23 protein-coding genes are annotated in these 26,216 nt (G+C 37.4%); 12 read left to right on the top strand and 11 right to left on the bottom strand.

From position 1 onward, the window contains the following. Nucleotides 1-71 precede the first annotated feature (71 nt). A complete protein-coding gene (locus AC3G7N_RS13420; RefSeq protein ID WP_489422671.1) occupies nt 72-527 on the top strand; it encodes a GNAT family N-acetyltransferase in 456 nt (151 codons plus the stop codon). A gap of 199 nt (nt 528-726) precedes the next feature. Here the strand turns inward: AC3G7N_RS13420 and AC3G7N_RS13415 are convergent, their stop codons facing one another. The 3 genes from AC3G7N_RS13415 to AC3G7N_RS13405 form a co-directional block, all read right to left on the bottom strand. Continuing rightward, a complete protein-coding gene (locus tag AC3G7N_RS13415) occupies nt 727-1,080 on the bottom strand; it encodes a DUF4383 domain-containing protein (RefSeq protein ID WP_489422670.1) in 354 nt (117 codons plus the stop codon). 185 nt (nt 1,081-1,265) lie between these two features. Continuing rightward, nucleotides 1,266-2,933, bottom strand: coding sequence for a copper resistance CopC/CopD family protein (locus AC3G7N_RS13410; protein WP_489422669.1), 1,668 nt, complete (start codon nt 2,931-2,933; stop codon nt 1,266-1,268). Nucleotides 2,934-3,237: 304 nt separating this feature from the next. Next, nucleotides 3,238-3,591, bottom strand: a complete 354-nt coding sequence (locus tag AC3G7N_RS13405) for a DUF1801 domain-containing protein (protein ID WP_489422668.1) — start codon at nt 3,589-3,591, stop codon at nt 3,238-3,240. A gap of 89 nt (nt 3,592-3,680) precedes the next feature. Between AC3G7N_RS13405 and AC3G7N_RS13400 the strand changes: the two genes are divergently transcribed. The 5 genes from AC3G7N_RS13400 to AC3G7N_RS13380 all read left to right on the top strand — a co-directional run bounded on the left by AC3G7N_RS13400 (nt 3,681) and on the right by AC3G7N_RS13380 (nt 11,824). Continuing rightward, on the top strand, nt 3,681-4,595 hold the full coding sequence (locus AC3G7N_RS13400; protein WP_489422667.1) for a phosphotransferase family protein: 915 nt from the start codon (nt 3,681-3,683) through the stop codon (nt 4,593-4,595). A 332-nt stretch (nt 4,596-4,927) separates the two neighbouring features. After that, complete coding sequence (locus AC3G7N_RS13395) at nt 4,928-8,617, top strand: 5'-nucleotidase C-terminal domain-containing protein (RefSeq protein ID WP_489422666.1); 3,690 nt, start codon at nt 4,928-4,930, stop codon at nt 8,615-8,617. A 214-nt stretch (nt 8,618-8,831) separates the two neighbouring features. Then, the gene (locus tag AC3G7N_RS13390; RefSeq protein ID WP_489422665.1) at nt 8,832-9,878 is read left to right on the top strand and encodes an ArsR/SmtB family transcription factor; all 1,047 of its coding nucleotides are present in this window, start codon (nt 8,832-8,834) and stop codon (nt 9,876-9,878) included. After that, nucleotides 9,868-11,097, top strand: a complete 1,230-nt coding sequence (locus tag AC3G7N_RS13385) for an MFS transporter (RefSeq protein ID WP_489422664.1) — start codon at nt 9,868-9,870, stop codon at nt 11,095-11,097. Before AC3G7N_RS13390 ends, AC3G7N_RS13385 begins: the two co-directional genes overlap by 11 nt. Nucleotides 11,098-11,158: 61 nt before the next feature. Beyond that, nucleotides 11,159-11,824: a reverse transcriptase-like protein gene (locus AC3G7N_RS13380; RefSeq protein WP_489422663.1), complete on the top strand. Its 666-nt coding sequence runs from the start codon at nt 11,159-11,161 to the stop codon at nt 11,822-11,824. Between the two features lie 126 nt (nt 11,825-11,950). On the opposite strand, the gene AC3G7N_RS13375 is transcribed toward AC3G7N_RS13380, so the two are convergent. Further along, nucleotides 11,951-12,946 carry a YeiH family protein gene (locus tag AC3G7N_RS13375; protein ID WP_489422662.1) on the bottom strand — a complete coding sequence of 332 codons (996 nt, stop codon included), beginning with the start codon at nt 12,944-12,946 and terminating at the stop codon, nt 11,951-11,953. A gap of 118 nt (nt 12,947-13,064) precedes the next feature. Here AC3G7N_RS13375 and AC3G7N_RS13370 point away from each other — a divergent pair, with 118 nt between their 5' ends. Continuing rightward, nucleotides 13,065-13,967, top strand: a complete 903-nt coding sequence (locus AC3G7N_RS13370; RefSeq protein ID WP_489422661.1) for a LysR family transcriptional regulator — start codon at nt 13,065-13,067, stop codon at nt 13,965-13,967. 48 nt (nt 13,968-14,015) lie between these two features. Here AC3G7N_RS13370 and AC3G7N_RS13365 read toward each other — a convergent pair whose 3' ends face one another. Continuing rightward, on the bottom strand, nt 14,016-16,004 hold the full coding sequence (locus AC3G7N_RS13365) for an acetoacetate--CoA ligase (RefSeq protein WP_489422660.1): 1,989 nt from the start codon (nt 16,002-16,004) through the stop codon (nt 14,016-14,018). A gap of 147 nt (nt 16,005-16,151) precedes the next feature. On the opposite strand from AC3G7N_RS13365, the gene AC3G7N_RS13360 reads away from it, so the two are divergent. Together AC3G7N_RS13360 and AC3G7N_RS13355 are read left to right on the top strand one after the other, a co-directional pair. Then, entirely contained in the window at nt 16,152-16,730 is a 579-nt protein-coding gene (locus tag AC3G7N_RS13360) for a cysteine dioxygenase family protein (protein WP_489422659.1), read from the top strand. 417 nt (nt 16,731-17,147) lie between these two features. Beyond that, nucleotides 17,148-18,374: a molybdopterin-dependent oxidoreductase gene (locus AC3G7N_RS13355; protein ID WP_489422658.1), complete on the top strand. Its 1,227-nt coding sequence runs from the start codon at nt 17,148-17,150 to the stop codon at nt 18,372-18,374. A gap of 48 nt (nt 18,375-18,422) precedes the next feature. On the opposite strand, the gene AC3G7N_RS13350 is transcribed toward AC3G7N_RS13355, so the two are convergent. The 3 genes from AC3G7N_RS13350 to ltaS form a co-directional block, all read right to left on the bottom strand. Continuing rightward, nucleotides 18,423-18,671, bottom strand: a complete 249-nt coding sequence (locus AC3G7N_RS13350; protein ID WP_489422657.1) for a DNA alkylation repair protein — start codon at nt 18,669-18,671, stop codon at nt 18,423-18,425. A gap of 17 nt (nt 18,672-18,688) precedes the next feature. Further along, on the bottom strand, nt 18,689-18,865 hold the full coding sequence (locus tag AC3G7N_RS13345; RefSeq protein ID WP_489422656.1) for a YfhD family protein: 177 nt from the start codon (nt 18,863-18,865) through the stop codon (nt 18,689-18,691). Nucleotides 18,866-19,211: 346 nt separating this feature from the next. After that, on the bottom strand, nt 19,212-21,149 hold the full coding sequence (gene ltaS, locus AC3G7N_RS13340; RefSeq protein ID WP_489422655.1) for a lipoteichoic acid synthase: 1,938 nt from the start codon (nt 21,147-21,149) through the stop codon (nt 19,212-19,214). Nucleotides 21,150-21,426: 277 nt separating this feature from the next. Here ltaS and AC3G7N_RS13335 point away from each other — a divergent pair, with 277 nt between their 5' ends. After that, nucleotides 21,427-22,920: a peptide MFS transporter gene (locus AC3G7N_RS13335; protein ID WP_489422654.1), complete on the top strand. Its 1,494-nt coding sequence runs from the start codon at nt 21,427-21,429 to the stop codon at nt 22,918-22,920. Nucleotides 22,921-23,079: 159 nt separating this feature from the next. Continuing rightward, the gene (locus tag AC3G7N_RS13330) at nt 23,080-23,250 is read left to right on the top strand and encodes a hypothetical protein (protein ID WP_489422653.1); all 171 of its coding nucleotides are present in this window, start codon (nt 23,080-23,082) and stop codon (nt 23,248-23,250) included. A 117-nt stretch (nt 23,251-23,367) separates the two neighbouring features. Here the strand turns inward: AC3G7N_RS13330 and AC3G7N_RS13325 are convergent, their stop codons facing one another. After that, nucleotides 23,368-23,937, bottom strand: a complete 570-nt coding sequence (locus AC3G7N_RS13325; protein WP_489422695.1) for a spore coat protein — start codon at nt 23,935-23,937, stop codon at nt 23,368-23,370. Nucleotides 23,938-24,048: 111 nt separating this feature from the next. Beyond that, the gene (locus AC3G7N_RS13320) at nt 24,049-24,504 is read right to left on the bottom strand and encodes a hypothetical protein (RefSeq protein ID WP_489422652.1); all 456 of its coding nucleotides are present in this window, start codon (nt 24,502-24,504) and stop codon (nt 24,049-24,051) included. A gap of 170 nt (nt 24,505-24,674) precedes the next feature. On the opposite strand from AC3G7N_RS13320, the gene AC3G7N_RS13315 reads away from it, so the two are divergent. Beyond that, nucleotides 24,675-25,622 (top strand): MBL fold metallo-hydrolase, encoded by a 948-nt coding sequence (locus AC3G7N_RS13315; RefSeq protein ID WP_489422651.1) that lies wholly within the window; start codon nt 24,675-24,677, stop codon nt 25,620-25,622. A gap of 63 nt (nt 25,623-25,685) precedes the next feature. On the opposite strand, the gene AC3G7N_RS13310 is transcribed toward AC3G7N_RS13315, so the two are convergent. Continuing rightward, nucleotides 25,686-26,081: a VOC family protein gene (locus AC3G7N_RS13310; RefSeq protein ID WP_489422650.1), complete on the bottom strand. Its 396-nt coding sequence runs from the start codon at nt 26,079-26,081 to the stop codon at nt 25,686-25,688. Nucleotides 26,082-26,216 lie beyond the last annotated feature (135 nt).

Below are 26,216 nucleotides of genomic sequence, written 5' to 3'. Positions count from 1 at the left end.
AACTCCTCTTTTATTTTCTATATATATCATATAACCTAATATCAACTTATAAAACAAGGAGAAACAAAGATATGATTAGTAATCTGGATTTACATGATGAAACGGAAATAAAAAGTATTTTAGAAATTCAACTACTAGCATACCAAGTGGAAGCGGAGTTAATTGAATTTGATGGGATTCCTCAGCTGAAGGATACACCTGAATCAATTAGAGCATGCACGGAAACCTTTCTTGGTTACAGATGGGAAGGATCGTTGGTAGGGTTTCTTTCCTATGAAGCAAAGGATAATGAAATAGACATTTGTAGGTTAGTTGTTCACCCCAATTATTTCCGAAAAGGAATTGCGAGCAGTTTGTTGGGATTTGTATTGAGCGAAAATGACGAAATGAACCGCTTCACAGTGAGCACTGGTTCAAAAAACATTCCAGCAATAACGTTTTATAAACAGTTTGGCTTTGAATCCTATCAAGAAATGTTAATTGCTCCTAGTATATATATTACCTTGCTTGAAAGGAAAAACGAATAAAGGCCCTAGCAAAAAGCTGCTTGGGCCTTTATATAAAGCAAGGAAAGTAATAGAGTTTTGTTGTTTATCTGTCTATCTCCAGCGCCTAGACACTCGAGACATAAGCCAGTTCGCTTTCCCGCGAGCAAAGCACTCACACTGCACCGCTCTGCTTATGCTTGCCGTGTCTTTCAAGGCCCTTGCGCTTTTCTTATTGTTTTTATGCTGCTTTTCTTTGTGCTTTTCCAGCTGGTGAAGCAAAACCTACATAAATAGATGCAAATGCAATGATAAAGTGAAGTACGTTATCTGCTGGCAAAAGTACAAGTCCAGCGATTTCTGTTACGAATAATCCAATTACTGCTACTAAAAGATAGACAATACCAAAGACTTTTGCATATATAGCACTTTTCGCTTCACTACTGCTAACTGCTAACGCGATAACACCTGAAAGCAAGTGAACAATGTTATGTGCAACTGTTAAGTCAAAGATGTTTTCCATAGGTAAGAAAAATCCTACGATTCCTAAGATGATAAAAATAATACCGAGTATTTTTGCGAATTTTGAAGCCACTGTAATTCCTCCTTTTAATTTTGTTTTTTAATAGTTCTGTTGAATTCCAAGATACGGATATTTTTTTAATGACACCAATGAAAATTAGTTTTTTATCACTCCCTTCAGATTTTAATGATTTCTTTAATTTTACTTTCTTATTAATTGGATATTACCCAAATTGTGGATTCCTAATCCTTCTATAATTAGTTTTTAATTGACTTAATGGTAAATGTATCGGTGAATAGTTTTTCTGATTCTTTTTGATCTTCAATGGTTATTGTAGACTCCCATCTCCCTGTCTCTAGCTCAATTTTACTTTTTGCCTGGAAAGTAATTTTATCGTCTTTCTTTTCATTCATCGTCAACGGTATTTTAACGGTTTTATCTGCTTTATCAACTGGGCTTACCGTTAATGAGATATTACCTGGATCTAACTCCTGTCCGTTCATATCAAGTGTTACACGTAAGTTTTTTAGAATACTTGGACTACCTGGTTCAACATCTGCATTAACTACAGCAGTGGTTGTCACTGCTTCAGTACTTGCTGGACTAGTTTCTGGTTTAGGGCTGATAAAGGTTAAAATACTTACTAATAGAACAATCCCTATCATTAATGAAAAATCCCATTCTACAAGGTGCTTCAGTTTTGTATGTTCTTTACTTTTCAATGCTTTACGCACGAAAGTTCCAAGTATGATTACTGACAATACTGCGGCTATTTTTAATAATAATACTTTGCCCCAAAGCGTTTCCCATAGTAATGATAAATCAGGTAAAAAAATTATCGTCATCAAACTGCCTGTAATAGTGAGTGTGATGATACTAATCAATGCGTACTTTGAAAATACTGGCAAAAATTCTTTAACAAATTCAACATGATTTTTCCAAAAAGTAACGATTAGTAGTAATCCCCCGATCCAAATTGCAGCAGCAATCAGGTGAATCATATCTAGAATTGTAGTGATGAATAAAGGTTCATACGTAATGGCATGGCCTGATAAGACTTCACCGATGAGTAGTAAAATAATCCAAAAACTATCAATGATTCGTGAATGATGTAAGATGAAAAACCCTAGTATGCTTACTGCAAACATGAGCAACCATGCAAATCCGAATACTGTTTGGAAAAGAAGTGATTGTAGATCATCCATCCTGGTTATCAAGCTATTAAACTCTAGGTAACCATATCCAAGTAACATGACTAAAAGAAAAAAACGTAATACCATAGATCCTTTTAGATAAGAAGTCTTTGCAGATGTAGAAAGAATAGATGATGCGGTTCCCCAAAACACCCAACCAGCAAGAGCTAGAATAGAAAAGTAATATAGTAAGCGAATGAGGTAGGTTGACGTTTCGTGATCATGTTGCGGCTCCGCGTTAGATACTTGTGTTGGTGCTTTTGTTAATTGTTTATCCTCAACTGTAATCGTATATGGATCTATTTCTTGTTGTTCCATTTCATTTTTGGAATCGTCTTTACTTTTCACAGGTTCTGGAAGATTTAATGTGAAGTTGTATGTTCCTTCTACGGGGTGGCCGTCTGTAGAAACAACTTTGTAGTTTACTTTATAATTACCAGACGCCAGTTCGGGTAACTGCAGCAAAATGCTTTTTTGATCGTCACTTATTGTTTCTGTTGTACCCTCTACTTGCTCATCGTTCTGGTCCGAAATGGTTACGGAAGAAAGGTTAGGTGCTATTGTTGAACTGAATGTCAATGTAACCGTTTCAGGGGTTTCTTCCAAATGACTATCCGCTGCAGGTGTTGTTTCAACTAAGGAGGTATGTGCCTCTACTGTTGATGGGATAGTGATTGTAAGTGAGAATAAGATTAAGATAGCGATACGAATAATTTTTTGAACGTTTTTCAATGCGTGCCACCTCCTTTTCATTAAGTAAACGAGTGAAAAGCGAATTCAGATCACTGAAAGTAAAATATAATTTAATAAATACCGACTTATGTATTCCTACTAATTACCTAAAAGAAAGGGGAATAAACAGTTGAGGTCATTTATAATGAAGTGGTTCTAATAGTATGATTGTTGGTATTATGGTTTAGTACACGTGTAAATATCGAAGTGAAGAAAGGTGATTCTTGTAGAGGTTATGGATGAAGGTATTTAGGATGAGAAATGAATAGTTAATCGGAAAAGCAAGAAACTGGAACGAATTTATTCATGTCTCCAGTTCGATGGCTTCTTGGATTAGTGCGCTATATTGATCCTGTTGAATATCCTCAATCTTTTTAATTTTAATATGGCGCATCTTTTTACCAGTACCCTCAAGAAGGCTGTCTTTATCAGTAAGCGTAGCTCCAAAATAAAAACCAAAGTTCACATGGCTTTTGGCAGTCTGAATATAGCAGATCATGCCATTTTCGATATAGCACGGTTTTCCCCATTTGATTTCTTCCTGAATATCAGGTGATGTTTCAAAAACAATTTCTCTTAATCGGACAGTAATTTCCTTGATTGGTGATGATAAATTATTGATGAATTGTTCGACTTCTTTACTTGGCTTTATTGTCATGGTGATTCCCCCTTTGATTCAATTATATAAGCTAGAAGTGATATAATGCTACTATCAACAATTGGAACTGATGGAAAGGTTGAATTTTTATGAAACAAAGTGAAGAAAAGCTTTCAAACAAAGTTATAGCGTGGATTACGGATGCTGTGAGTCCTTCTGCTATTATTAATTCGGTTGAGCAGTTGAAAGGGAGTACTTCGTCCACACTGCATAGCATTTCACTTGAGGATAACTATTCTAATTATCATGTTGTGTTACGTCAGTTTGATAATAAGGAATGGTTACAAGAAGAACCCGATTTAGCGATACATGAAGCAGAAAGTCTTCGTTTAGCGGAGGGAGTTGGGGTGGCAACACCTAGTATTATTGCCTTTGATGGGAAGGGTTATGTGTGTGGGAACCCGCTCGTCCTTATGACAAAGCTTGACGGAGATGTTGATATCGTGCCAAGGGATATGGATCATTGGGTATATGAATTAGCCCACACGCTCACAAAGATTCATGCTGTAGAGGCAACGGATTTCCAGTGGACTTATTATACTTATAATGATGTACCAACATATGAAGTGCCTAGCTGGTCAAAAGTTCCTAAGCTATGGCAAAGAGCAATTGATATTTTGGAAGGTCCAAAGCCAGCATCTAGTAAACAATTTATCCATCGTGACTACCATCCTACAAATGTGTTATGGAAAAATAATAAAGTCAGTGGAGTAGTGGATTGGGTTAATGCCTGTTATGGGCCAGCAGGAATTGACGTCGGTCATTGTCGATTGAATCTAGCTGAATTGTACGGTGTTCAAGTTGCGGATCAATTCTTGTCCTCCTATTTATCGCTAGCTGAAACCTATACGTATAATGTGTATTGGGATATTTTATCCTTATTGGATGGAGGCGGTGCAGAGGTATATCCAGGTTGGGAAGCATTTGGAGTTAAAGGTCTAACGGATGAGATGATGGAAGAGCGCTTAGATACATATATAAAAAGTTTGATTGATAAAATTTGAGACTAGTATTTTTCACACTAAAAGAAATTTTCAAGGAGTTGAGTATAAGATAAACTTCGCTATTAAGGACGAGGAGAATGGCGAGTTTTCTAAAATCTGTGTTATATAATGAGTGAAATTGAAAACCCCAAACAACTCCACAATCCTATCATATAGGTCATTGTAACTGTTTTTTGAAAAAAACCCCCAATCTAGTAAGAATTAACTATAAATTTACAAAAATTGAATTGTATCCAGCTAGTAATTATGCCATATTAATAGTGTGTCAGATTCTAATTATGTCCTATTACAATTGGAATGTGATGTAAATATATCATAATTGGAGGGTACCAATGAAGAATTCTACTGTTAAGAGGATGTTAAATCTGTTTCTTATTTTCACGCTCGTTTTTATGAATTTTTCTACTATTTTAGCTACAACTGTATCAGCTGAAAGTAATGAAGCCGTTGCAGAGGAGTTATTTATTTCAGAGTACATCGAGGGAAGTTCGTATAACAAAGCCATTGAGGTCTATAATGGAACCGGTGCTGAAGTAGACCTATCGAACTATCAAGTAGAGTTATATAGTAATGGTGCCACAGAGGCAAGTCAATCTGTGACATTGTCAGGGACATTGCAGCATGGTGATGTTTTTGTTATTGCACATAAAAGTGCTGACCCAAGCATTCTAAATCAAACAGACCTACAGGACTCATCTGTTGTTAATTTTAATGGGGATGATGTAGTAGTATTAAAAAAAGGTGGAACAGTACTAGATGTTTTCGGTGAAATAGGAACGGGCAACGATTTTGCCGAAAATATGACACAAGTGAGAAACCCATCAATTAGTAAACCAAATTTAACATATGACAATGCAGAATGGGCAGAATATGCATCAAATACATTTGCATATCTTGGTTCACATACGATGAATGGAGTTGATCCAGAAGATCCTCCTGTTGACCCAGATCCAGATGGTGAGGTCTATTCTATTAAAGATGCACGAAACTTAAGTGACGGAACTGCTGTAATAGTGGAAGGTATCGTAACAGTTGATAATACTTCAATTAGTAATGGCGCCCAGTTTACTACTTACATACAAGACGAGACAGGCGGCATTAATGTGTTCGCATTTGAGCAAGGCACTATCCCTGATGTAGAGGAAGGAGATAGAGTTAAAGTAACAGGCGAGCTAGCGTCGTATAATGGTTTGAAAGAAGTTGTCCCAAGTTCGGTTGAAGTATTGGAGCAAGGTCATGCCTTACCTGAAGCGCAAAGTATCTCTCTAGCGGACCTTCAAGATCCAGCAGTAGCAGAAGCGTATGAAGGGGAACTCGTCCAATTGACAGGTTTCATCAATGATATTCCTTCAACCCCTGCTGGTGGTGGATACAATATTTCTGTAGTAGACGCTGACTTTAATGGAACTACGTTAAGAGTTATGGAAGGTTCACTTGATCCTTCATTAATTGAAGCGGACAAGTGGTATGAAATTACAGCAATTGTCAGCCAATATAATGCGTACCAGCTTATTCCAACTGAGCAAGCTGATATTGAGTTGGCAGAAGAACAACCAGAACCGCCATCTGCAGCTGGAGTCTATGAATCTACTGTTGAAAGAGTGACAGATGGGGACACGATTCATATAGAGACTCCTGTTCTTGGAGGAACAAAGGTACGTTTCTTAAACATGGATACTCCAGAAACATATACAGCACATAATGACGACCCTGCCCGTGATGCGATTAATCAAAACCAAAAAGCATTAGGAGAAGAAGCGAAAACATATATGAATGAACTGCTTCAACCTGGTGATGAAGTATTGGTCAAAATTGGAGAAGAGCCAACTGATCAATATGGGAGATTGCTAGCGGAAATTATTCGTAAAGAAGATGGTTTAAACATTAACGTCGAAATGGTACGTCAAGGATATGCAGTAACATACTTTATTGCACCATTTGACGAAGAAGTTTATCCAACTTATCAAAATGCTGTCAAGGAAGCAAAAGACGCTGGCCTTGGAATTTGGAATTCAGAAGACCCACTACTTGAATTACCGTTTGAGTTCCGAGCAAATGATGATCAAAAAGGATTTTCGAAATACGTCGGAAACTCTGACACAATGAAATATGTATTACCAACCGATTGGGCAGATGTTCCAGTAGAAAATCGAGTATTTTTCTGGGAAGAGCAAAATGCACTAGATTATGGATATAGCTTTGTTGGTGACGGAGAAGAAAATCCTGATAATCTTAAGGTACAATTACTAAGTATGAATGATTTACATGGAAAAATTGATCAAGAATATGAGTTAGACCCTGATAGTGATGGAACGTTTGGTATGTACGGAAAAATGGATTATGTTGCAGGGGCTATTGAGGAGCGCGAAGAAACCAATCCAAATACGCTAGTTGTCCATGCTGGGGACATGATTGGTGGGAGCTCACCAGTTTCTGGTCTACTGCAAGATGAACCAACAGTAGAGATTATGGAAGAAATCGGATTTGACGTTGGAACAGTTGGCAACCATGAATTTGATGAAGGTACAGAAGAATTATTGCGCATGGTTAATGGTGGCGAGCATCCGGAAGGTGTTGGAACAGAAAACTATGATGGGATGAACTTTCCAGTATTATGTTCCAACTGTGTGTACAAAGATACCAATGAAACATTCTTGCCTCCATATTATGTTGAAGAAATTGATGGGGAAAAGATTGGATTTGTAGGTGTTATTACACAAGAAGCGGCAGGTATGGTAATGCCTGCAGGAATTCAAGATATTTCATTTACTGATGATACAGAAGCTGTGAATGAAGCGGTAGCAGAACTGAAAACACAAGGCGTTGAATCAATTGTCTTGTTAGCGCATATTCCTGCTGAGCAATCAGGTGCTAGTGCAACTGGACAAGCTGCTGATCTTGCAAATGAAGTAGATGATGAAGTAGACGTTATTTTTGCAGCACATAATCATCAAGTTGTCGATGGTGTTGTTGATAATAAATTAGTCGTACAGGCTTCAGAATATGGAAAAGCTTTTGCGGATGTTGATTTGGAGATTGACCGTACTACAGGCGACATTGTGAAAAAAGAAGCCGAAGTTGTTTTTGTTGATCAAAGTCAAGTAACACCTAATCCAGAAGTAACGGCAATTTTAGAAAAATATCTTGAGCAAATTGGACCAATTATGAGTGAAGTTATAGGATACAATGCAACAGATCTAACAGGTGATTATTCGAATGATGGAGATCACGGATTAGGAAATTTAATTGCTGATGGTATGAATGCAGCAATGGGTAGTGATTTTGCCATGATGAATGGTGGCGGAATTCGAGCAGATTTACTTGCAGGTGAAGTTACGTGGGGTGATTTGTATAACATCCAACCATTTGGTAATACATTAATGATGTTTGAAATCAAAGGTGCAGACCTTTATCCTATTATTCAGGAACAATTATCTGCAAAGTATGGACCGGACTACAGCATTAGTGGATTCCATTACACATGGAATTCTGAAATAAATGAGGTCGTTGATATCACATTACCTGATGGAACCCCTGTTGATATGGACAAAACGTATACATTAACAGTGAATAACTATATGGGAACATCAACTGGTCCAATAAGTGAACTGGGTGTTAATCCTGAAATGGGACCAACCGATTTGGATGCTACAGTAGACTTTATTGAAAGCTTGAATAGTTCGGAAGCTAATCCATTTGAATATGGACCAGAAGGACGTATTATTACTACAACTGAGCTACCTGGTGAAGAAGAGCAACCAACAGTTGTTGTTACACCAAAGAAAAATAATGGTACTGCAACCGTGCATACAAAAGATTTAGAAGCACTTGATTCAAGTGTACGTGTCATAATTAATATTCAAAATGATAAGAAGCCACGCAAATTGTTACTGAATAAAAAGCAAGTCGATATTTTGAAAGACAAAGAAGTTACGTTGGTTGTGGAGAATGAGATAACCTCCAAGACATTTATTATGGCGGATACACCAAGCGGTGTGTTGAAGGTTAGTTTAGAAAAATAGAATAGTAGCGTATACAAGGGGATTCAGCCGCCGATGCTGGATCCTTTTTATGTGGCGTTTTTTTGTGTTGGAACAGTATTTGGTGCACAACGGACTGTAAACTAGTTTTAAAGAATTGATCGAAGTGATCTTTTTAAAATAAAATTCAATTAATATTGAATTATTAATTCTATAAGTATAGAATAAAATTAAATCAACTAATTGAGGTGACGATATGGATGTAGTAAGTATGATAAGTAGAAATAGAGAAACCTATCAAATTAAATTAGAACATTCATTATTATGGGAGTGTGCACTAGGGATTGCGGCAGTTACAAATGCAAGACTAATTGATACATTGGAGAAACAGGATGATTACTGGAAGGGCATTAAACAATCCTTGTCAGATGAAATGTTAGAACATCTTAACTATGTTGAAGAAAATAATACATGGAAATCGCTGTTGCAACTTCTTCATCAAAGAGAATTCACGGATTTAGCTGAATTTAAAACTTACATAAGAAATCTAACCCCCGAGCAGGTGAAATATAATTGCATTCCTTATTTGGGGATACAATATCAAGACATCAGGAATAAAGCCGCATATGGAGATAGAGCAGCTATCAATAAATTAAAGGATGCTTCCAAAGATAACTTGTTTTTCCCTACCTATATTGAATTCATTTGTACAGTTGATACGGAAGCTTTCATAACACACCTTTGTTTAATCATGGAAGGGTGGTATATGGCCGCTATTGAGCCCGAAGCGGATATGGTTGAAGCTGTTTTAGAACGGGACATTAGGGCAAAAAAGAAGATGCAAGAAAGAATGTCACCAGAAGAATTAGTCGAATGGGCGACAGGTGGGAGCACGTACCATCCAGAACCAAGTGTGTATCATGTGTTACTTATTCCGCAATATGTGTATCGTCCGTGGAATATAGTAGCGGATGTCGAGGGAATAAAAGTATTTTACTATCCCGTTTCGAATGAAAGTATCCACCCTGGTGATGTCTATCAGCCAGATAACTTTTTAGTGCATAAGCATAAAGCGCTTGGTGATGAAGTCAGGCTTAAAATTGTGAAGTATTTGGCTGAAGGCGATTGCACCCTTCAAACGATAACGAGCAAGTTGGCTATGGGAAAGTCAACCATTCATCATCATTTAAAAATCCTCCGGTCAGCAAAGTTAGTTGATATTAACGGCTCAAAATATAGATTGAAACAGAATACATTGGACGCTTTGGCCAAGGAATTGCAGCAATATGTGTATGGAAATTAGTCATGCTAAGGTAATAGAGGAAGACGATTTCCCGAAGCTATCAAAAAACTATCCAGTGTTTCGCTTTATGGGAGGAAACTTAATTTCATTTTTTGGTGATCAAATTTACCTGATTGCTATCCCTTTAATTGTACTTGCAATTACTGGTTCACCTTTTAGTATGGGAGCAGTTGCAGCCTTAGAACGTCTGCCTATCCTATTGCAACCTATCACCGGAATTCTTTCCGATCGATTAAATAGGAAAATGTTGTTACTTATATGTGACCTTGGAAGGGGTTTGATTGTAGGTCTTATTGGCATTCTTTTTATACTGGATCAGTTAGAGATGTGGCACTTGTATAGTGGAGCCCTAGTAATCGGTTTCTTGAGCCAGATTTATAATACTTCGCAATTTGCATCTGTACCAAATATGGTAAGGCGAAACGATCTCCATGCTGTTAACTCGATCAACACTGGAATTTTTAATACGGCAATTTTGGTTGCCCCAGGGTTGGGTGGATTATTGATAAGTCTATACAACCCCGGGTATGCATTGCTAGTCAATAGCATCAGTTTCTTCATTGCGTTTTTTGCTGTCTTAAGTATTAATATAAGGTTTGCTGAAACTAAAAATCGTGGGAAGCGTACATTTATAGAGGATATAAGAGAAGGATTTGACTTTGTCATTAGGACAAAACCAATATTATTTACGAACTTGGCAATGCTAGCATCCATTTTTGGTACAACGCTTTTTCTTACCTTGATGATTTTTTATTTGAAAGATACTATTCAGCTGACGACTACTCAGATTGGTTGGTTATTATCAATTGGTGGGATAGGTGCCATTTTTGGTTCATTAGCAACGAATTTCCTTAGAAAAAAATTTTCTTATCGAAGAATATTATTTCTTGCATCCTTTGCTGGTGGTGTATCCATCATTTTATTTGGTTTCTCTAATACATATGTCCCTTTGGTTTTATTTAATCTGATGGGGACGGTAGCTGTTTCGATGATGAATCCTTGCATTGTCACAATCAGGCAAACGCTAACTCCTGATTACTTATTAGGCCGGGTACAAGCTACCAGCCGTTTTATGACATGGATTCTTATGCCAGTAGCTGCACTATTAGCAGGTTTGCTGGCTAATCAGATTGGTACGGACACTACTATTTTAATTGGAGGGACTGTTTCGACAGTAGCTTCATTCATTTATTTGCATCCATCCCTCAATTACAGATAAGTTCACGTATATTTCTAAGACACGTAGGCTAGATTAAGGATTCAGAAGGGTTGGGAATACAATGAACGTTAAATTAAAGTGGTTATATAAAGGGAAGAAGACGGAAGAGTTGGCGTTTGAGTCAGCATGGACGAGTCAAGAATCCATGGAGCAGATACTAATTGACATTGAGAAAACAGGCCGCGTGAAAGAAACAGTTATTATCGATGAAATGGGGAATGAATGGACACAAAAGGAATTTAGTAAGTTGAAGGAAACTATCGAACAAGAAGCTCACAATGTTATTGTTTATTTTGATGGTGGATTTGACCGTTCTACACGAACAGCTGGACTTGGTGTTGTTATTTATTATCAAAAAAACCATACAAGCTATCGATTAAGAACAAATCAATTTATTGATTCAATGGAAACAAATAATGAAGCAGAATATACAGCGCTCCATTTCGCGGTATTGCAATTGGAGGAAGTGGGTGTACATCACCTCCCGTGTACTTTTAAGGGAGATGGACAGGGTGTATTAAGACAATTATTAGGTGAATGGCCGTGTTATGAAGAAAAACTAAATGCTTGGCTTGACCGAATCGAACTAAAATTAGAGGAACTAGGAATCAATCCGAATTATGAGGTAATTGGTAGGAAAGAAAATAAGGAAGCCGACCGTCTGGCAACTCAGGCTTTAAATGGTATAGATATTCACAGTGAAAAGAAAGTAGATAGCAACTTGTAAAGGATGTTCAAAAAGTCACCAAATAATAAACTGCGATTTTCTTGTTTCTTATTTGCCGACTTTTTGAAACACACTTGTAGTTAATTATTCAATCTCGGTTATTATGTAACTCAGAGATTGAAAAGGTTAGATCGTTAAATACGATAAAATTGACAGAAACAAAGATGTTATTGTCATCGCAATTAGTGGTTTTAATGCCTTTGTACGCAAGTCACGAAGGCTAACGTTAAGACCAAGTCCCACCATAGCGGCAGTCAATAACCAATTTGTTATCGAAAAGACGATATTCATGACATTCTCAGACACCGGGATAGAATTACCGAATACATAGCTGCCTAAAACGCTTAGTGCGATAAAACCAAGCAGGAACCATGGAAATTCAATTTTTGCATCTGGTTGTTCAGAACTTCTATTTTTTCGCTTCATGATATAAATAAAGATAAAACAAACTGGAATAAGTAAAAATACCCGACCTAATTTTGCAAGTAGAGCAATTGCTAGGGCATCATCGCCGGCTGGTGCCGCCGCAAGTGCCACTTGGGCTACTTCATGAATACTGGATCCTGTCCAGATGCCATAATCAATGGAAGAAATAGGTAAAAGCGGTCCGATTATGGTATAACCAATAGCAAATACTGTTCCCATTAGTGCAATTATACCAACACCAATAGCTGTGTCCTCATCTTTTGCTTTTACTAGTGGTGCAACAGCGGCTATTGCTGCAGCTCCACAAATCCCTGTTCCAACCCCTAATAATAGGGAAATTGTTTTGTCTGCTTTTAATACCTTAGCTAACCAGATTGTTAAAAGAATAGCAAAAGTAATGACCAACGCATCTCGGATAAGTAACCCTAAGCCATCCTGGAAAACGGTATCAATATTCAATTTAAGACCATATAAAATGATTGCTGCCCGCAGTAACCGCTTTGAAGAAAATGCAATACCTGACCTGATTACCTCCGGATATCCAAATAATTGGCGATAGACAACAGCAATTATTATCGCGCAAGCTAATTGTCCGATTTGATTGAATCCAGGTACAATTGCTAACAAATAACCTAATAATGCTATGAAAAAAGTGAATGCTACTCCGCCTATCCATCTAAATCTTTCTGAAGTCATTGAAACACCTCCCTAATTAAGAATAAATGACTTTTATCTATAAGAAAAATAAATTATTATAATAGTTATAATAAGTAAAGTGTTATGATGGAAATAAAATAAATAAAGTAGGGATGAGATGGATCTACATTTACAAGTATTTGTGACGGTGGTAGAAACACAGAACTTCACGCGGGCAGCAGAAGAATTACACATGACACAGCCTGCAGTCAGTCAATATATTCGTACATTTGAAACTAATATTGGTTCGAGATTATTAGAACGAAGTAACAAGTACGTTCGATTAAATAAAGTTGGGGAAATTGTCTATCATCATGCAAAAGAAATTTTAGGACTTTATACAAAAATGCAAACCCTTGTTGATGATGTCACGAATGTAGCAAGCGGCCCAATTTCGATTGGCGCAAGTTACACGTTTGGTGAATATGTACTTCCTCATATTATTGCTAATTTGCAAAAGACTTATCCGGACATCCAACCCACCGTTACAATTGGTAATACAACTGAAATTGGCTCTTTAGTTAATAGCTATCAATTGGATGTGGGAATTGTTGAAGGACATTTTAAAGACCAGCAATTAACAGTAGAAGAGTTTGCTGAGGATCAAATGGTTGTTGTGGCAGCCTCTAGACATGTTCTGGGGAATAAAAAAGGTTCTGTAGATAGTAATGACTTGAATAAAGAAACATGGATTGTGCGTGAGAAGGGTTCTGGTACTCGTGAGGCAACAGAAAAAATGTTTGGGCAACTTGCACTAACACCAACTAAGCTGATGAGCTTTGGAAGCACCCAACCGATTAAAGAATCAGTAGAGGCCGGTCTAGGCATCAGTTTGTTATCCAAATGGGCTGTCCAAAAGGAATTGAGAAATGGTGAATTAAGGATATTGAACAGTAAGGGTCTTCCTTTTTTTAGGCAATTCTCTATTGTCACGAAGTCACCTTTCCAAACAAAAGCATTGGAAGTATTTATTACCTTATTGCGCGATAATAGGCTATTGGCTAAATTGAAAAAAATGTGAAATAACACTAAAAAGCCACGGTCAAAACCGTGGCTTTTTAGATTTGTATTAATTTACTTTCTCTTGCTCCTTTGCAAAATTCACAAAGTAATCTAATGCTTTCGGATTAATCAAAGAGCCTTGATTAACAACTTGATCTACTGACTTCCCCATTAAGATTTTCTTAACAGGTATCTCCAACTTTTTACCGTTTAATGTTGTTGGTAAATCAGGAACACTGTAAATACCGGTAGGCGTGTGCCTTGGTGAACACTGTGTTCTAATCTGCTTTTTAATGCCCTGCTTTATGTCTTCTGTCAGTTCCTTACCTTCCTTCATCAAAACAAACAACGGAACGTAAGAATCACCATTTCCAACAGGAATATCAACGATTAAGCTATCAGCCACTTCTGGGACTTGATCAACTGCCCGGTAGATCTCACTTGTTCCAATTCGAATTCCACCGCGATTTATAGTGGCGTCTGATCTTCCATAAATAACACATGTATGTCGATCAGTCACTTTAAGATAATCGCCGTGGCGCCAAATTCCTGGAAACACATCAAAATAGCTTTCATGTAAACGACTGCCATCGTCATCGTTCCAAAAATAGATTGGCATAGATGGAAACGGTTCTGTTAAAACAAGCTCACCAACCTCGTTTATCGCAGCTTTTCCATCATCATTAAAGCTTTCAATCTTAGCTCCAAGACCACGGCATTGTAATTCTCCAGCATATACGGGCAAGATAGGCACGCCTAATATAAATGCAGTGCATACATCGGTTCCGCCACTCGCTGAAGCAATCCATAAATCTTCTTTCACATTGTCATAACACCACTGAAATCCTTCTGGTGGTAATGGTGAACCAGTCGAGCTGATATTTTTTAAACTACGTAAATTAAACTCATCTTTTGGAGCAAAGTTATCTTTCATGCAGGCGGTTATAAAGCTTGCACTGGTTCCGAAGACAGTCATATTTGTCTGTTCCGCCAACTTCCAAAGCATCTTCTTATCTGGAAAACCTGGATTGCCATCGTATAGAATAATAGTACTGCCAGTAAGTAATCCACTTACAAGGTAGTTCCACATCATCCAACCAGTCGTCGTAAACCAAAAGAAACGGTCATCTTCATTCAGGTCAGCGTGGAAGGTCAAAGCTTTCATGTGTTCCATTAAAATACCGCCTTGACTCTGAACAATGGGTTTAGGTTTTCCTGTCGTGCCAGATGAAAACAACACCCAAAGCGGGTCGTTAAACGGGACATGTTCAAAGTTAAGTGTAAGTTCTCTTCCCGAGTTGACAGCATGTTTCCAATTAGTTACATTTTTAAATCCATCAAAGCTTGCATTGTCATTCAGATATGGTATCGCAATGGTTGCTTCTAATGTAGGAAGTTCTGATTGAATGCTTTTTACGACATCTGTGCGATCAAAGTCTTTCCCACTATATCGATACCCATCCACCGTTATCATCACTTTAGGCTCTATCTGTTTAAAGCGATCGATGACACTTTGTGTACCAAAGTCTGGTGACGCACTAGACCATATTGCGCCAAGACTGGCCGTTGCTAGGAATGCGACGACAGATTCATAGATATTCGCTACATAGGCAACAACACGATCGCCTTTTACCACACCCAAATATTTTAATGTTAATTGCAATGCTGCGGTATCTTGATAAAGCTGATCCCAGGAAACCTCTTTCTGATCCCTAACTTCAGATGTATGTATAATAGCTGGTTTATGGCGATCACGATTCCTGAAAATATGTTCTGCATAATTGACTTCTGAGCCCATGAACCACTTCGCACCAGGCATTTTATGTGACGTTAACACGTTGTTGTAATCTTTTTTTGATTGGATATTAAAATACTCCCATAATGACTCCCAGAAAATCTCCAGCTCATCGACTGACCATTTCCATAGTGAATGGTAATCCTCAAAGTGTAGATTTTTATTTTTTTGTAGCCAGTTCATATATTGATAAATAGCAGAATCTTTTTTTCTCTTTTCACTTGGTTCCCAAAGTAGGGTTCCTTCTTCCGTTTGAGTCATTTTACCCCTCCTGAAATATGCAATCATTACTCCTATTATATGAAACCGCTTACCGTGTGTAAAGTAAACGGTAGCATATGCGGACTTTAATTCACTTAATTCCTATGCTACTATAAAAGTAGAGTACGAAATAGAGGAGGCTTTCCCTTGGAAAAGATTAAAAACCCATATGACCTTTCTGATTTTGTAAAGGAAATGACAGAGGTCGTTAATAATAATGATGAAGATGCTAAAAGGGTGACAGAGGCCGAAATACTTGTTGGTAAACTGGTTCGTACAAAATCATGGTTACAAATGGATGAATTACAGTCTGATGAAAATCACTATGCACGATATTCGTTGTATCATGACCCAAAAGATCGTTTCGAGGTGATCGCACTTGTTTGGAAGCCTGGTCAATGCACACCATTACATGACCATGACGGTACTTGGGGCGTGGAGGGCGTTTATGCTGGACGTATCAAGGTTGATAATTATTTACAGGTAGAGAAAGTTTCCAATAAAATTAGAAAGCTTTATCACACGGGTTCGTTAACTGTTAGTGAACAAAGTACTGCTCAACTTTTACCACCAGCCGATTGCCACATTCTTGAAGCTGATGGCGATCAAACTGCAATTACAATTCATGTTTATGGCAAAAAACTCAGGCAATTTTTGATCTTTGATTCACTTGATGAAAAAGATACATACGCAATCCGAAAGAAGGACGTTAGTTATACATCATAGGGATTTCTTCCTTAATCTCAGCTATTAAAGACAAGGTGATGCTTCGTTTTTCTATCAGGGAAAAACGAAGCATAAGTTTTAATCTGCCAGGATAGGATTGGGCTTCAATCGGCGGATAATCAGCTGGTGTATTTTGATAATAATATAAGTTGTTTCTCTAGCTGGGTCTTTAAAAGCCCGGTTTTTTTATGAGCAAAGAAAGGATAAAATTTTGCCGATTATCTGTCTATCTCCAGCCCACCTAAACACTCGAGACAAAGGCAGTTCGCTTCCGTGTGGGCAATGCATCCACACTGCACTGCTCCACTTATGCTTTTGTGTCTCTCAAGGCGCACTGAGCTTTTCTTATGTACTTGTGTGTCATATAGGGTTTATACTTGTTTTATAGTCTGATTGTAATTAAAAGGGGAGAGAAGCATGAATTGGAAATTATTTTTTAAACGAAACTTAAATTTCGGAAAAAAACTTATTCGAATTCATCACGCAAATGCAGTTTTATTTCTGTTATTAACACTAACTGGCTTTGTCCTATTTTCTATTGATTTTCGTTCTGCCTTTCCAGGTATCCGTGTGGATGTTAAAAATGTCCATATCTGGATAGGGCTTGTGAGCATGTTACCACTTTTCTTTTATTTCCCCAAGATTAAAAGACATTTGAAAAGGCTACGGCAGCGTTTGAACCACCGCAATAACCTTTTCTTTGTCCTTATGGTACTGGTGGCATTGATTGTTTCCGGCTTATTCTTAACTTTTCATCGTGCATTTCCACCGTTTATTAGTTCGTTCATGTTGTTTATTCACGATTTGGCAACATGGGTTGGTGTACCGTATATTGTTTACCATAGTGTTACGCGCAGCAAATGGTTTAAAAGACTTGAAAAAAATCAAAGTCAAAGTGAGACTACGCGTCCAATACCTGTCGAAGAACATAATCCCATATTGAAGCGACGCACATTTTTAAGAAAACTCACAGGTGGACTTATAGCGGTTATTACCTTACCTTTCATTGGAAGTTGGTTTAAAACTTATTTTCCGACAGTTGGTGATTTCTCAACAAAGGTAAAAGCAAACCATTTTGAACCGCTACCAACACCTAAACCGAAATCAAAACCTCCTATTGGTGGGGGGCGGAATGGTCAATTTCGTTATTATACGATTACAGAAATGCCAACATTAACAAATGAAAATTGGAGTTTCACAATCGATGGACTCGTTGATCAACAGAAAACGTACGCCTGGAAGGAATTCTTGAAGGTAGGACGGGATGTACAGGTAAGTGATTTCCATTGTGTTACAGGTTGGAGCGTTTATGATGTTACATGGGAAGGTATTCCATTAAAGCGGTTTTTACAAGAAGCGGGAGTAAAAAAGGATGCAAAATATATAAAGTTTTATTCTGCCGATGAGGTTTATACAGACACACTTACGATTGAACAGGCGATGCTTGATGATGTTATGATCGCGATGTTGATTGACGGTGAACTTATCAGTAAAAGAAATGGTGGCCCGGTCCGTCTTATTGTTCCTAAAATGTATGCATATAAATCAGTTAAGTGGTTGAATCGAATTGAACTTATTGAAAATGAACATGTTGGTTTTTGGGAACAGCGTGGGTATTCAAAAGATGCCTGGGTGGAAAACTAGTAGCTTAATGTAGAACAGCATCTCCCGAATGGAGAGATACTGTTCTTCTTATGAATTGCGGTTATATTCAGCATACTTCACGAAAGCCCGCTCATCCTCAACAAGCCCACATGATCCACATTGAATCTTGTATTTGGGCCCATTGTACTGTGTATGGAATACTTCCACACTGTCGCTCGAGTAATCATTCACAACTTCGCCAGTTTGAGGGTCTAATTTTACAGGTTTCGCTACTTGTTCTATTAAATTAAACCTGGAACGATTCGTTTTACAATTTGGGCACAGGTATTGTTGCATTACTTGACCTCCCACCATTATTTCTTTTTCGCACGCGTGTCTGCAGCCTGACTTCTTTCCTGCGCTTCCTTATCAGCGTGGTCGGCAAACTCTTCGATAAATTCAACATCTCTTCCATCTGGTTTAATATTACTCTTTGGAGTCTGCGCTAAATGATTTCTACCTTTTGAATGATTATGTTCATCTCTTCCCATGTGATTCACCTCTTTTTCTACTATTGATTTCTTTAAAACCTTTTATGCTTGTTTCAGTGCAAAAAGTTTTGCTTAGTATGCGCAAAAGTTACATCCTTAAACAAGGCTGTTTTCAAAAGATTGTTGTTTTTGCCACAAAATCGGGTAAACTACGATAGTGCGGCAACGCCCGAAGCGAAAGTCAAACGCCATGCCAGCGTGGTGTATTTCCGGAGCGGTATGTTATGACACAATTTTTCGCAAGGATTAAATAGCAATAAACCTTACGAAAAGAGCTTTAAACAAAAAAGAAGTAATCAAATGAGAATGACCTCTCACTTGATTACTTTTTATAATTTGTTACTTACTATTCTTTTTCTTGTGTAGCGTTTTTACCGTATGAATATTCCGATGTATCCACAGGTTCCCAATTTGTAGTTGGTGTGTAGAACCGCAATAGATCACCGTATAGTACTTTGTCAGAAAGACCAAGCTCATGACGTACTGTTTTTTGCAATTCCTTCATTTCTTTTGTTGGTTCAATTTTTTCTTCAGTCTCATTGTCATAAAATTCCCCTGAAACTACGCTGTATTCTGGTGTGACAAAATCTCCATCACGGAAGGATACATATTCTTTGTGTCCTTTTGAAAACATATCCGTACCAAATTGAATGTAGTCTTGTGCATTAATACCAACTAAATGTAACAATGTCGGCATAATATCGATCAGGCCAGAGTATTCATGATTGGTTCCCTTACCATCTACTCCAGGAACTTTAATCATAACTGGAACACGTTGTAATTGTGTATTTTTAAATTCTGTAATTTCTTCACCAGTGATTTTTTCCATAGCAGCATTATGATTTTCCGAAATACCATAATGGTCTCCATAAATCATAATAACAGAATCCTCGTACAGCCCTGATTCTTTTAAGTCACCAATGAATTGCTTTAACGCTTCATCCAAGTATCGTGCAGTTTGGAAATATCGATCGACGGATGGATCACCAGTTTCAGCGGGTTTAATAGAAGCTTCCTCTGGACTGATTAAATATGGATGATGATTCGTTAATGTCATCATGTGAGCATAAAAAGGCTCTTCCAACGATTCAAGCAATGGTATTGATTCCTTGAAAAATGGCTTATCTTTTAGGCCATATCCGATCACATTCTCTTGATTCATATCATAATAGCTGGAATCAAAGAATTTATCGACCCCAAACTGTTTATAAACCTCATCACGATTCCAAAAACTTTTATTATCACCATGAAATACAGCTGATGTATAACCTTGTCTTTGTTTTAATATCGCAGGCAGTGCCTGATAATCATTATTACCCTTTGTTACAAACGCTGCACCTTGAGGTAATGGATATAAGGATGTATCCAACATCAACTCGGCATCAGCTGTTTTTCCTTGTGCTGTTTGATGGAAGACGTTATCAAAATACGTAAAGTTCTTGCTTTGGTCATGCACTAATGAATTTAAAAATGGTGTGACTTCTTCACCGTGCAATTTGTAATCAATTAAAAATGTTTGAAATGATTCTAGATGAATTTTGATAATATTTTTGCCTTCAGCAGCTCCGAAAAGCTCTGGATTTGGTTCAGCAAATTTGTTTTTTGTATAATTTTCTACTTCTGTAATATCACTACTATCCGCAAGTACACGTTGCGTTGATGAGCGTAAGGTTTGAAACGCATCATAAATGGCAAAATTATAGGATCCTAAATACTTCACAATGTAATTACGGTCAAAGGTTCTTGTTAAAAGTTGTGGACGATCTGCTTCAGCTAATCCTAGATTAATAGAAAATGCCATAACTCCCGCAGCAAGAACTAGCAAAGGCTTTTTCTTTTGCATACGACTAATTGACCAATTATTTTTACTCCACATAAAGAGTGCAATAAGAATAATGATGTCTACAGCATAAAACAAATCATGCCAAGCTACTAAGCTACCAATACTGCCACCAAGACTTCCGAAATTACTAGTTTGTGTAAGTGTTGGTAACGTAATATAATCGGCAGCGGAACGGTAGTATACAACATTAGCATATAACATAAAACTCATCAGAGAGTCTATTATAATAATCCAGATACCAGCCCGTTTTCCTTTTGCAAACAAGGCCAAACCAAGAAATAGAAGGGCAGAGCTAAGAGGATTAAAGAATAAAAGAAATTCTTGTATCCCATTTTGAATATCAAGGTTAAATTCATAGACATATATTAAATAAGATTTAATCCATAGTAAAAGTACCGCAACAAAAAAGAATCCCATCTTTGTAGTAGGTTTATTCTTCATTGTTTTCACCTCAAACTTCCATTTTTTTATAATCATGAACTAAGATATTTTAGTTTAACTGAAAATCGTCAATGATTCAAGCTTATTCATAGATTGTACATATATGTAATGTAAATGTAAAAAGAAATTTTATTAAGATAGTTTAAAAATTTGCGTCAATTGACAATTGAAAAAAGGCGGAATATCATGGTTCTATTGCAATTTTTACTGTAGAAGTATCGATTTAATTAACAGAAAATTTTTCTTTATTACATATTAAAAGGAGCTTATAAACATCATGACGAAATTTGATCGACAGAAGATTGTCCAGAGTGTCCCGCAACGTGGATTTTTTGGACAGCCAAAAGGTTTATTCACACTATTTTTTACTGAGTTTTGGGAGCGCTTTTCTTATTATGGAATGCGCGCTATCTTACTATTTTATATGTACACAGAAGTTGTTGATGGTGGACTCGGAATTAGTATGGAAATTGCTACTTCCATCATGGCTATCTATGGTGCACTTGTATATATGACAGGGGTTATTGGCGGATGGATTGCCGACCGATTGTTAGGTACCCAGCAAACCGTTTTCTATGGTGGGGTATTGATCATGATTGGTCATATCGTTCTTTCATTGCCAATGGGAGTTTCAGGATTATTCCTATCGATGTTTTTCATTATTATTGGTACAGGATTGTTGAAGCCTAACGTTTCAAGCGTCGTTGGTGACATGTATAGTCCAAAAGATAACCGCCGGGACTCTGGCTTTAGTATTTTTTATATGGGAATTAACATGGGTGCATTAATCGCACCACTTATCGTTGGTACAGTCGGCCAGAAATACAGCTATCATTACGGGTTTAGTATTGCAGCATTCGGAATGTTCCTTGGTCTAGTTGTCTTCCTAGTAACCCGAAAGAAATACCTCGGTCTTGCTGGAACGTATGTACCAAACCCGCTAGAGGACGGAGAGAAGAAAAAGGTTATTAAAAAGTTTGGAATAGGTGCAGTCATTATAGCTATTTTACTTGCTATTACTATTCCAACTAATATTTTAACGATTACAACATTCACCTACCTAGTTAGCTTTTTGGGAATAGCAATTCCTACTGCATACTTTATTGTGATGTACCGCAGTCCGAAAACGAATGAGGACGAGAGATCCCGTATCCTTGCTTATATCCCGTTGTTTATTGCATCTATGGTATTCTGGGCAATTCAAGAGCAGGGTTCAATCATCTTAGCATTATATGCTAAAGAAAGAACAGAACTAAGTTTCGCAGGTATAGATCTATATGCATCATGGTTTCAGTCATTGAATCCACTATTCATTATTTTCCTAGCACCAGTATTTGCTGGTTTGTGGATTAAGCTTGGGGATCGTCAACCATCAACACCGACGAAGTTCTCTTTAGGTATTATCCTTGGGGGAATATCATTTATGGTATTAATTTTCCCTGCCGTAATAAATGGTACCGATACGCTTGTTAGTCCATGGTGGCTCGTTCTTAGTTTCTTCCTAGTTGTACTCGGGGAACTTTGTATATCTCCTGTAGGATTATCAGCTACAACGAAACTCGCGCCTTCTGCGTTTTCAGCACAAACCATGAGTCTTTGGTTCATGTCTAATGCAGCTGGACAGGCAGTAAATGCTCAAGTTGTTAAATTATATGATCCATCGACAGAGATCATTTACTTTGGTGTAATTGGTGGAATTGCCGTTATTCTTGGTTTCGTCTTATTCGCCTTTACCAAAAAAATCCAAACATACATGCGTGGAGTATTGTAGACGGAGTCTGGTATCACTCACTATAATGTTCACTTTATTGAAAAACAGTACCGTCTAGTTGTATTTTGCAACTAGGCGGTTTTTATTATGTATATTTTCACATGTAAGTTGGAAACTAACTAGTGCCTGTTTAAATCAACCTGGAAAGGGATGAATGAGATGGTCGAGAGAAATAATACATGTAAAGCGTGCGAAGGAACTGGTATGCTCGCAGACGATGAAGGCTGGCAGTACAAATGTAGTGTTTGCGGTGGAGAAGGCGTACGTGATGGCAGTTCAGAACCAACTAGAATACTTGAAGTAGACGCCACTAATCGATTGTTGGATTAATTTCAGTACTCGGCACTAACCAGTATTTATTGAACAAAAACTACCTACTCACGTAATTTCGAATAGGTAGTTTTTGTTTGTTGTGTCTACGGCTCCTAGAAGCTTCGTTTTTTCTTTTTAGTGTGGCATGGTTCCTTGGACAGGTGCAAAGCTGTTCATGATTGTTTGCATATCCTGTGGTGGTAATTGTGGAACCTGATAATATTGATTTTTATTTTGAAATAAAAATACTTCATACGCCATTTCGACGATATTCGGAACGCTGTCAGCGAATACACGTCTGAGAACAGGGTTAGTAACCTCGAGTGAAGTCATGGTGAATGCTGAAGCGGTTGATTTCATTACTCCTAGCATATAACCTGATACACATTCATCATTTATTTGACTAACATTTTGACTTGGAGACTTTGGTGCTGTTGGTTGCATTCCATAAATGACATCATTGCTTTGTTCCATATTATACGTTTGAGTTTTGACAGTCGGCTCTTGGCCTGTTTTCATGGTTTCAACGATTGTATTATAAAGCTGAGTCAAAAATGTGCGATGGCGCTGTTGCATCGTTTTTAATTCAGGACTTTTGATATGCTGTTCATACAGTAAATATTGTTCCAATCCACCTGTCAATGTTGATAATGCTTCATGTGCGTCGAAAAGTTCATGTCCGCCATGGCTTACCTGTGGTGGCATTTGAGATGTTCCTTGTTGGTTTTGTTGTTCATTTTGAAATTGCACTATAAAAGCCTCCTTAAAATTAGTCGAAGTTATTTTGTACTGAATTGAACTTCTTATTCATCTTGCTTAGGAGGCAGTTTCACCTATACTTTTCTTAAAAGCTTCTACCTTTTTAGTTGTAGCTTCAATTAACTGTCTAAGATTTGCCAAATCAGGATGTTCCTTTTTTGCCTCTGCAAGCAATGGATATAAGCTTTTTTCTATGTTTTTATAATCCTCAGGGTAATTTTCTTCTACTTGTTTTTCAATTTGGTCCCAATTTTCACCTAGCTTTTCCGCTGCATTTTCTATTTGTTTTGTGTCTTTTGAAGAGTTTTCAACTACTGTTTGTAATTTATCTAAGGAAACAAGGACTTTATCAAGTCCGTTAGATAGTGTAGAAGACATACTATTCGTCACATGGACTGAGTTTTCCTTGTGACCAGGTTCGACTTGACTCGCATCTTCTTGTCCTTCATCCGTGTTCATGGTTACTGCAACCAACACTATAATTGTTAATACGAAGTAAAAAAAACTTTTCATACTAAAAACCTCCTAATGGTTAATATTTCTTAGTATGTTAAATTTTTGATGTATTATACCGAATTATTTTGGGCAAGTAAACAAGCCATTAACAACATCACACAAACACACAAATTAACGGTGAGATGTTATAATTATAAGAAACAATTAAGTTTTTGGGAGGTACAGTGATGGAGAATAAAAAACCTATCCGATTAGACAATCGGATCTATTTGATTGACGGATTTGACCTCGGAAAACCAGAACGAACTGGTACATACGTGATTGACGAGGAAGAGCTTACTTTAGTCGAGACAGGACCAAGCCCATCTATTAAATATGTAAAGGATGGGTTAGACTCGCTGGGATTTTCTTTGACAGATATAAAGTATATTATCGTTACACATATTCATTTGGATCACGCTGGTGGTGCTGGTTTATTAATGAAGGATTGTCCCAATGCCAAGGTGATTGTTCATCCTAAAGGGGAACGCCATTTAATCAATCCTAAAAAGCTTGCAGCAGGTGCCCGTGCTGTATACGGGGAAAGTTTCGCAGAATTGTTTGATCCAATCGTGCCTGTACCTGAAGATAAATTAGTAATAAAAGGCGAAGGGGATGAACTGAAAATTGGTCCCGAATGTACGCTTGAATTTTTAGACACGCCTGGTCATGCCAAACATCACTTTAGTATTTATGATCCGGTTAGCAATGGAATTTTTACTGGAGATACGATTGGAATCCGCTACGATCAGTTAATTCGGGATGGAATTGCCTTTTTCTTACCATCTACATCACCCAATCATTTTGATCCTGTAGCTATGCAAAAGTCTATAAACCGTATTAGAGATATAAATGTGGATCGGATTTATTATGGTCATTTTGGAATGACAAATGAGATTGATCAAGCTTTAGATCAGGTATCCAACTGGTTGGATGTTTTTATGGAAGAGGGAGAAAGAGTTTTCTCTGCAGGTGGAGGCTATGCTGAACTTGCGACAAGGTTGTTATATCGTGTGAAGGAACATTTGCAAGGTCTAAATGTCCCACAGGATCATGATGTTTACTTCTTAATTAATTTAGATATGCAAGTAAGCGCATTAGGGTTGATTGATTATTTTCAAAAAGTAAAGATGTGAAAATCTGTCACTTGGCAATAACGCTTCGCCAAGTGACAGATGTACCATTGCCTAAGTTTCTATCTACTTGGTATAATTTAGCTCCCAGGAAATACCGTTCTTATCTTTCACAATGGCGTGTTTTGCCCCCCAAAATGTATCTTGTAATTCCATTTTTATTTCTCCGCTCTCAGCTAAGAAGTTATAGATCTGCGTAATTTCTTCTTCACTGTCAAGGTCTGGTCCAAGTAGCATATTACTTCCGTTAACTAATTGATCACCAAAAATATCTGCAAAATAAATAATGCAATTTTCGTTTATATGTAGCTCAGCATGAATGTATTTGCCTTCATGGCCTTTAAACATTTCGATGCCATCTGAAAGCTGTGTGTTTTTAATTTCCCCTCCAAATGCCTTTTGATAATATTCCACTTCTTTCTTGCAATTTTCAATTCTGATATGTGGTACTAACTTTTTCATCACGATTACCTCCTGTTTTTTATATTGTACAGAAGCTCTGACCATATTGACAACGATAGTGCAAATTGTTTTGTACTGCTCGATTAAGGGAATAAGTTTTATCAATAAGGTAAACTTTATACATATAATTATCTA

It is taken from the genome of Virgibacillus carmonensis (assembly GCF_057836705.1).
Note: the sequence above shows the minus strand (reverse complement) of the source record. Positions and strands in the feature narration are given on the sequence as shown.

Excerpts from the sequence above, each read along its gene's own strand:
- AC3G7N_RS13420 (WP_489422671.1), top strand. The coding sequence starts at position 72 with ATGATTAGTAATCTGGATTTACATGATGAAACGGAAATAAAAAGTATT.
- AC3G7N_RS13350 (WP_489422657.1), bottom strand. The coding sequence starts at position 18,671 with ATGCAACAATACCTGTGCCCAAATTGTAAAACGAATCGTTCCAGGTTT.
- AC3G7N_RS13405 (WP_489422668.1), bottom strand. The coding sequence starts at position 3,591 with ATGACAATAAAGCCAAGTAAAGAAGTCGAACAATTCATCAATAATTTA.
- AC3G7N_RS13320 (WP_489422652.1), bottom strand. The coding sequence starts at position 24,504 with ATGAAAAGTTTTTTTTACTTCGTATTAACAATTATAGTGTTGGTTGCA.
- AC3G7N_RS13325 (WP_489422695.1), bottom strand. The coding sequence starts at position 23,937 with ATGCCACCACAGGTAAGCCATGGCGGACATGAACTTTTCGACGCACAT.
- AC3G7N_RS13335 (WP_489422654.1), top strand. The coding sequence starts at position 21,427 with ATGACGAAATTTGATCGACAGAAGATTGTCCAGAGTGTCCCGCAACGT.
- AC3G7N_RS13380 (WP_489422663.1), top strand. The coding sequence starts at position 11,159 with ATGAACGTTAAATTAAAGTGGTTATATAAAGGGAAGAAGACGGAAGAG.
- AC3G7N_RS13345 (WP_489422656.1), bottom strand. The coding sequence starts at position 18,865 with ATGGGAAGAGATGAACATAATCATTCAAAAGGTAGAAATCATTTAGCG.
- ltaS (WP_489422655.1), bottom strand. The coding sequence starts at position 21,149 with ATGAAGAATAAACCTACTACAAAGATGGGATTCTTTTTTGTTGCGGTA.
- AC3G7N_RS13370 (WP_489422661.1), top strand. The coding sequence starts at position 13,065 with ATGGATCTACATTTACAAGTATTTGTGACGGTGGTAGAAACACAGAAC.
- AC3G7N_RS13355 (WP_489422658.1), top strand. The coding sequence starts at position 17,148 with ATGAATTGGAAATTATTTTTTAAACGAAACTTAAATTTCGGAAAAAAA.
- AC3G7N_RS13365 (WP_489422660.1), bottom strand. The coding sequence starts at position 16,004 with ATGACTCAAACGGAAGAAGGAACCCTACTTTGGGAACCAAGTGAAAAG.
- AC3G7N_RS13390 (WP_489422665.1), top strand. The coding sequence starts at position 8,832 with ATGGATGTAGTAAGTATGATAAGTAGAAATAGAGAAACCTATCAAATT.
- AC3G7N_RS13375 (WP_489422662.1), bottom strand. The coding sequence starts at position 12,946 with ATGACTTCAGAAAGATTTAGATGGATAGGCGGAGTAGCATTCACTTTT.
- AC3G7N_RS13395 (WP_489422666.1), top strand. The coding sequence starts at position 4,928 with ATGAAGAATTCTACTGTTAAGAGGATGTTAAATCTGTTTCTTATTTTC.
- AC3G7N_RS13330 (WP_489422653.1), top strand. The coding sequence starts at position 23,080 with ATGGTCGAGAGAAATAATACATGTAAAGCGTGCGAAGGAACTGGTATG.
- AC3G7N_RS13400 (WP_489422667.1), top strand. The coding sequence starts at position 3,681 with ATGAAACAAAGTGAAGAAAAGCTTTCAAACAAAGTTATAGCGTGGATT.
- AC3G7N_RS13315 (WP_489422651.1), top strand. The coding sequence starts at position 24,675 with ATGGAGAATAAAAAACCTATCCGATTAGACAATCGGATCTATTTGATT.
- AC3G7N_RS13385 (WP_489422664.1), top strand. The coding sequence starts at position 9,868 with ATGGAAATTAGTCATGCTAAGGTAATAGAGGAAGACGATTTCCCGAAG.
- AC3G7N_RS13310 (WP_489422650.1), bottom strand. The coding sequence starts at position 26,081 with ATGAAAAAGTTAGTACCACATATCAGAATTGAAAATTGCAAGAAAGAA.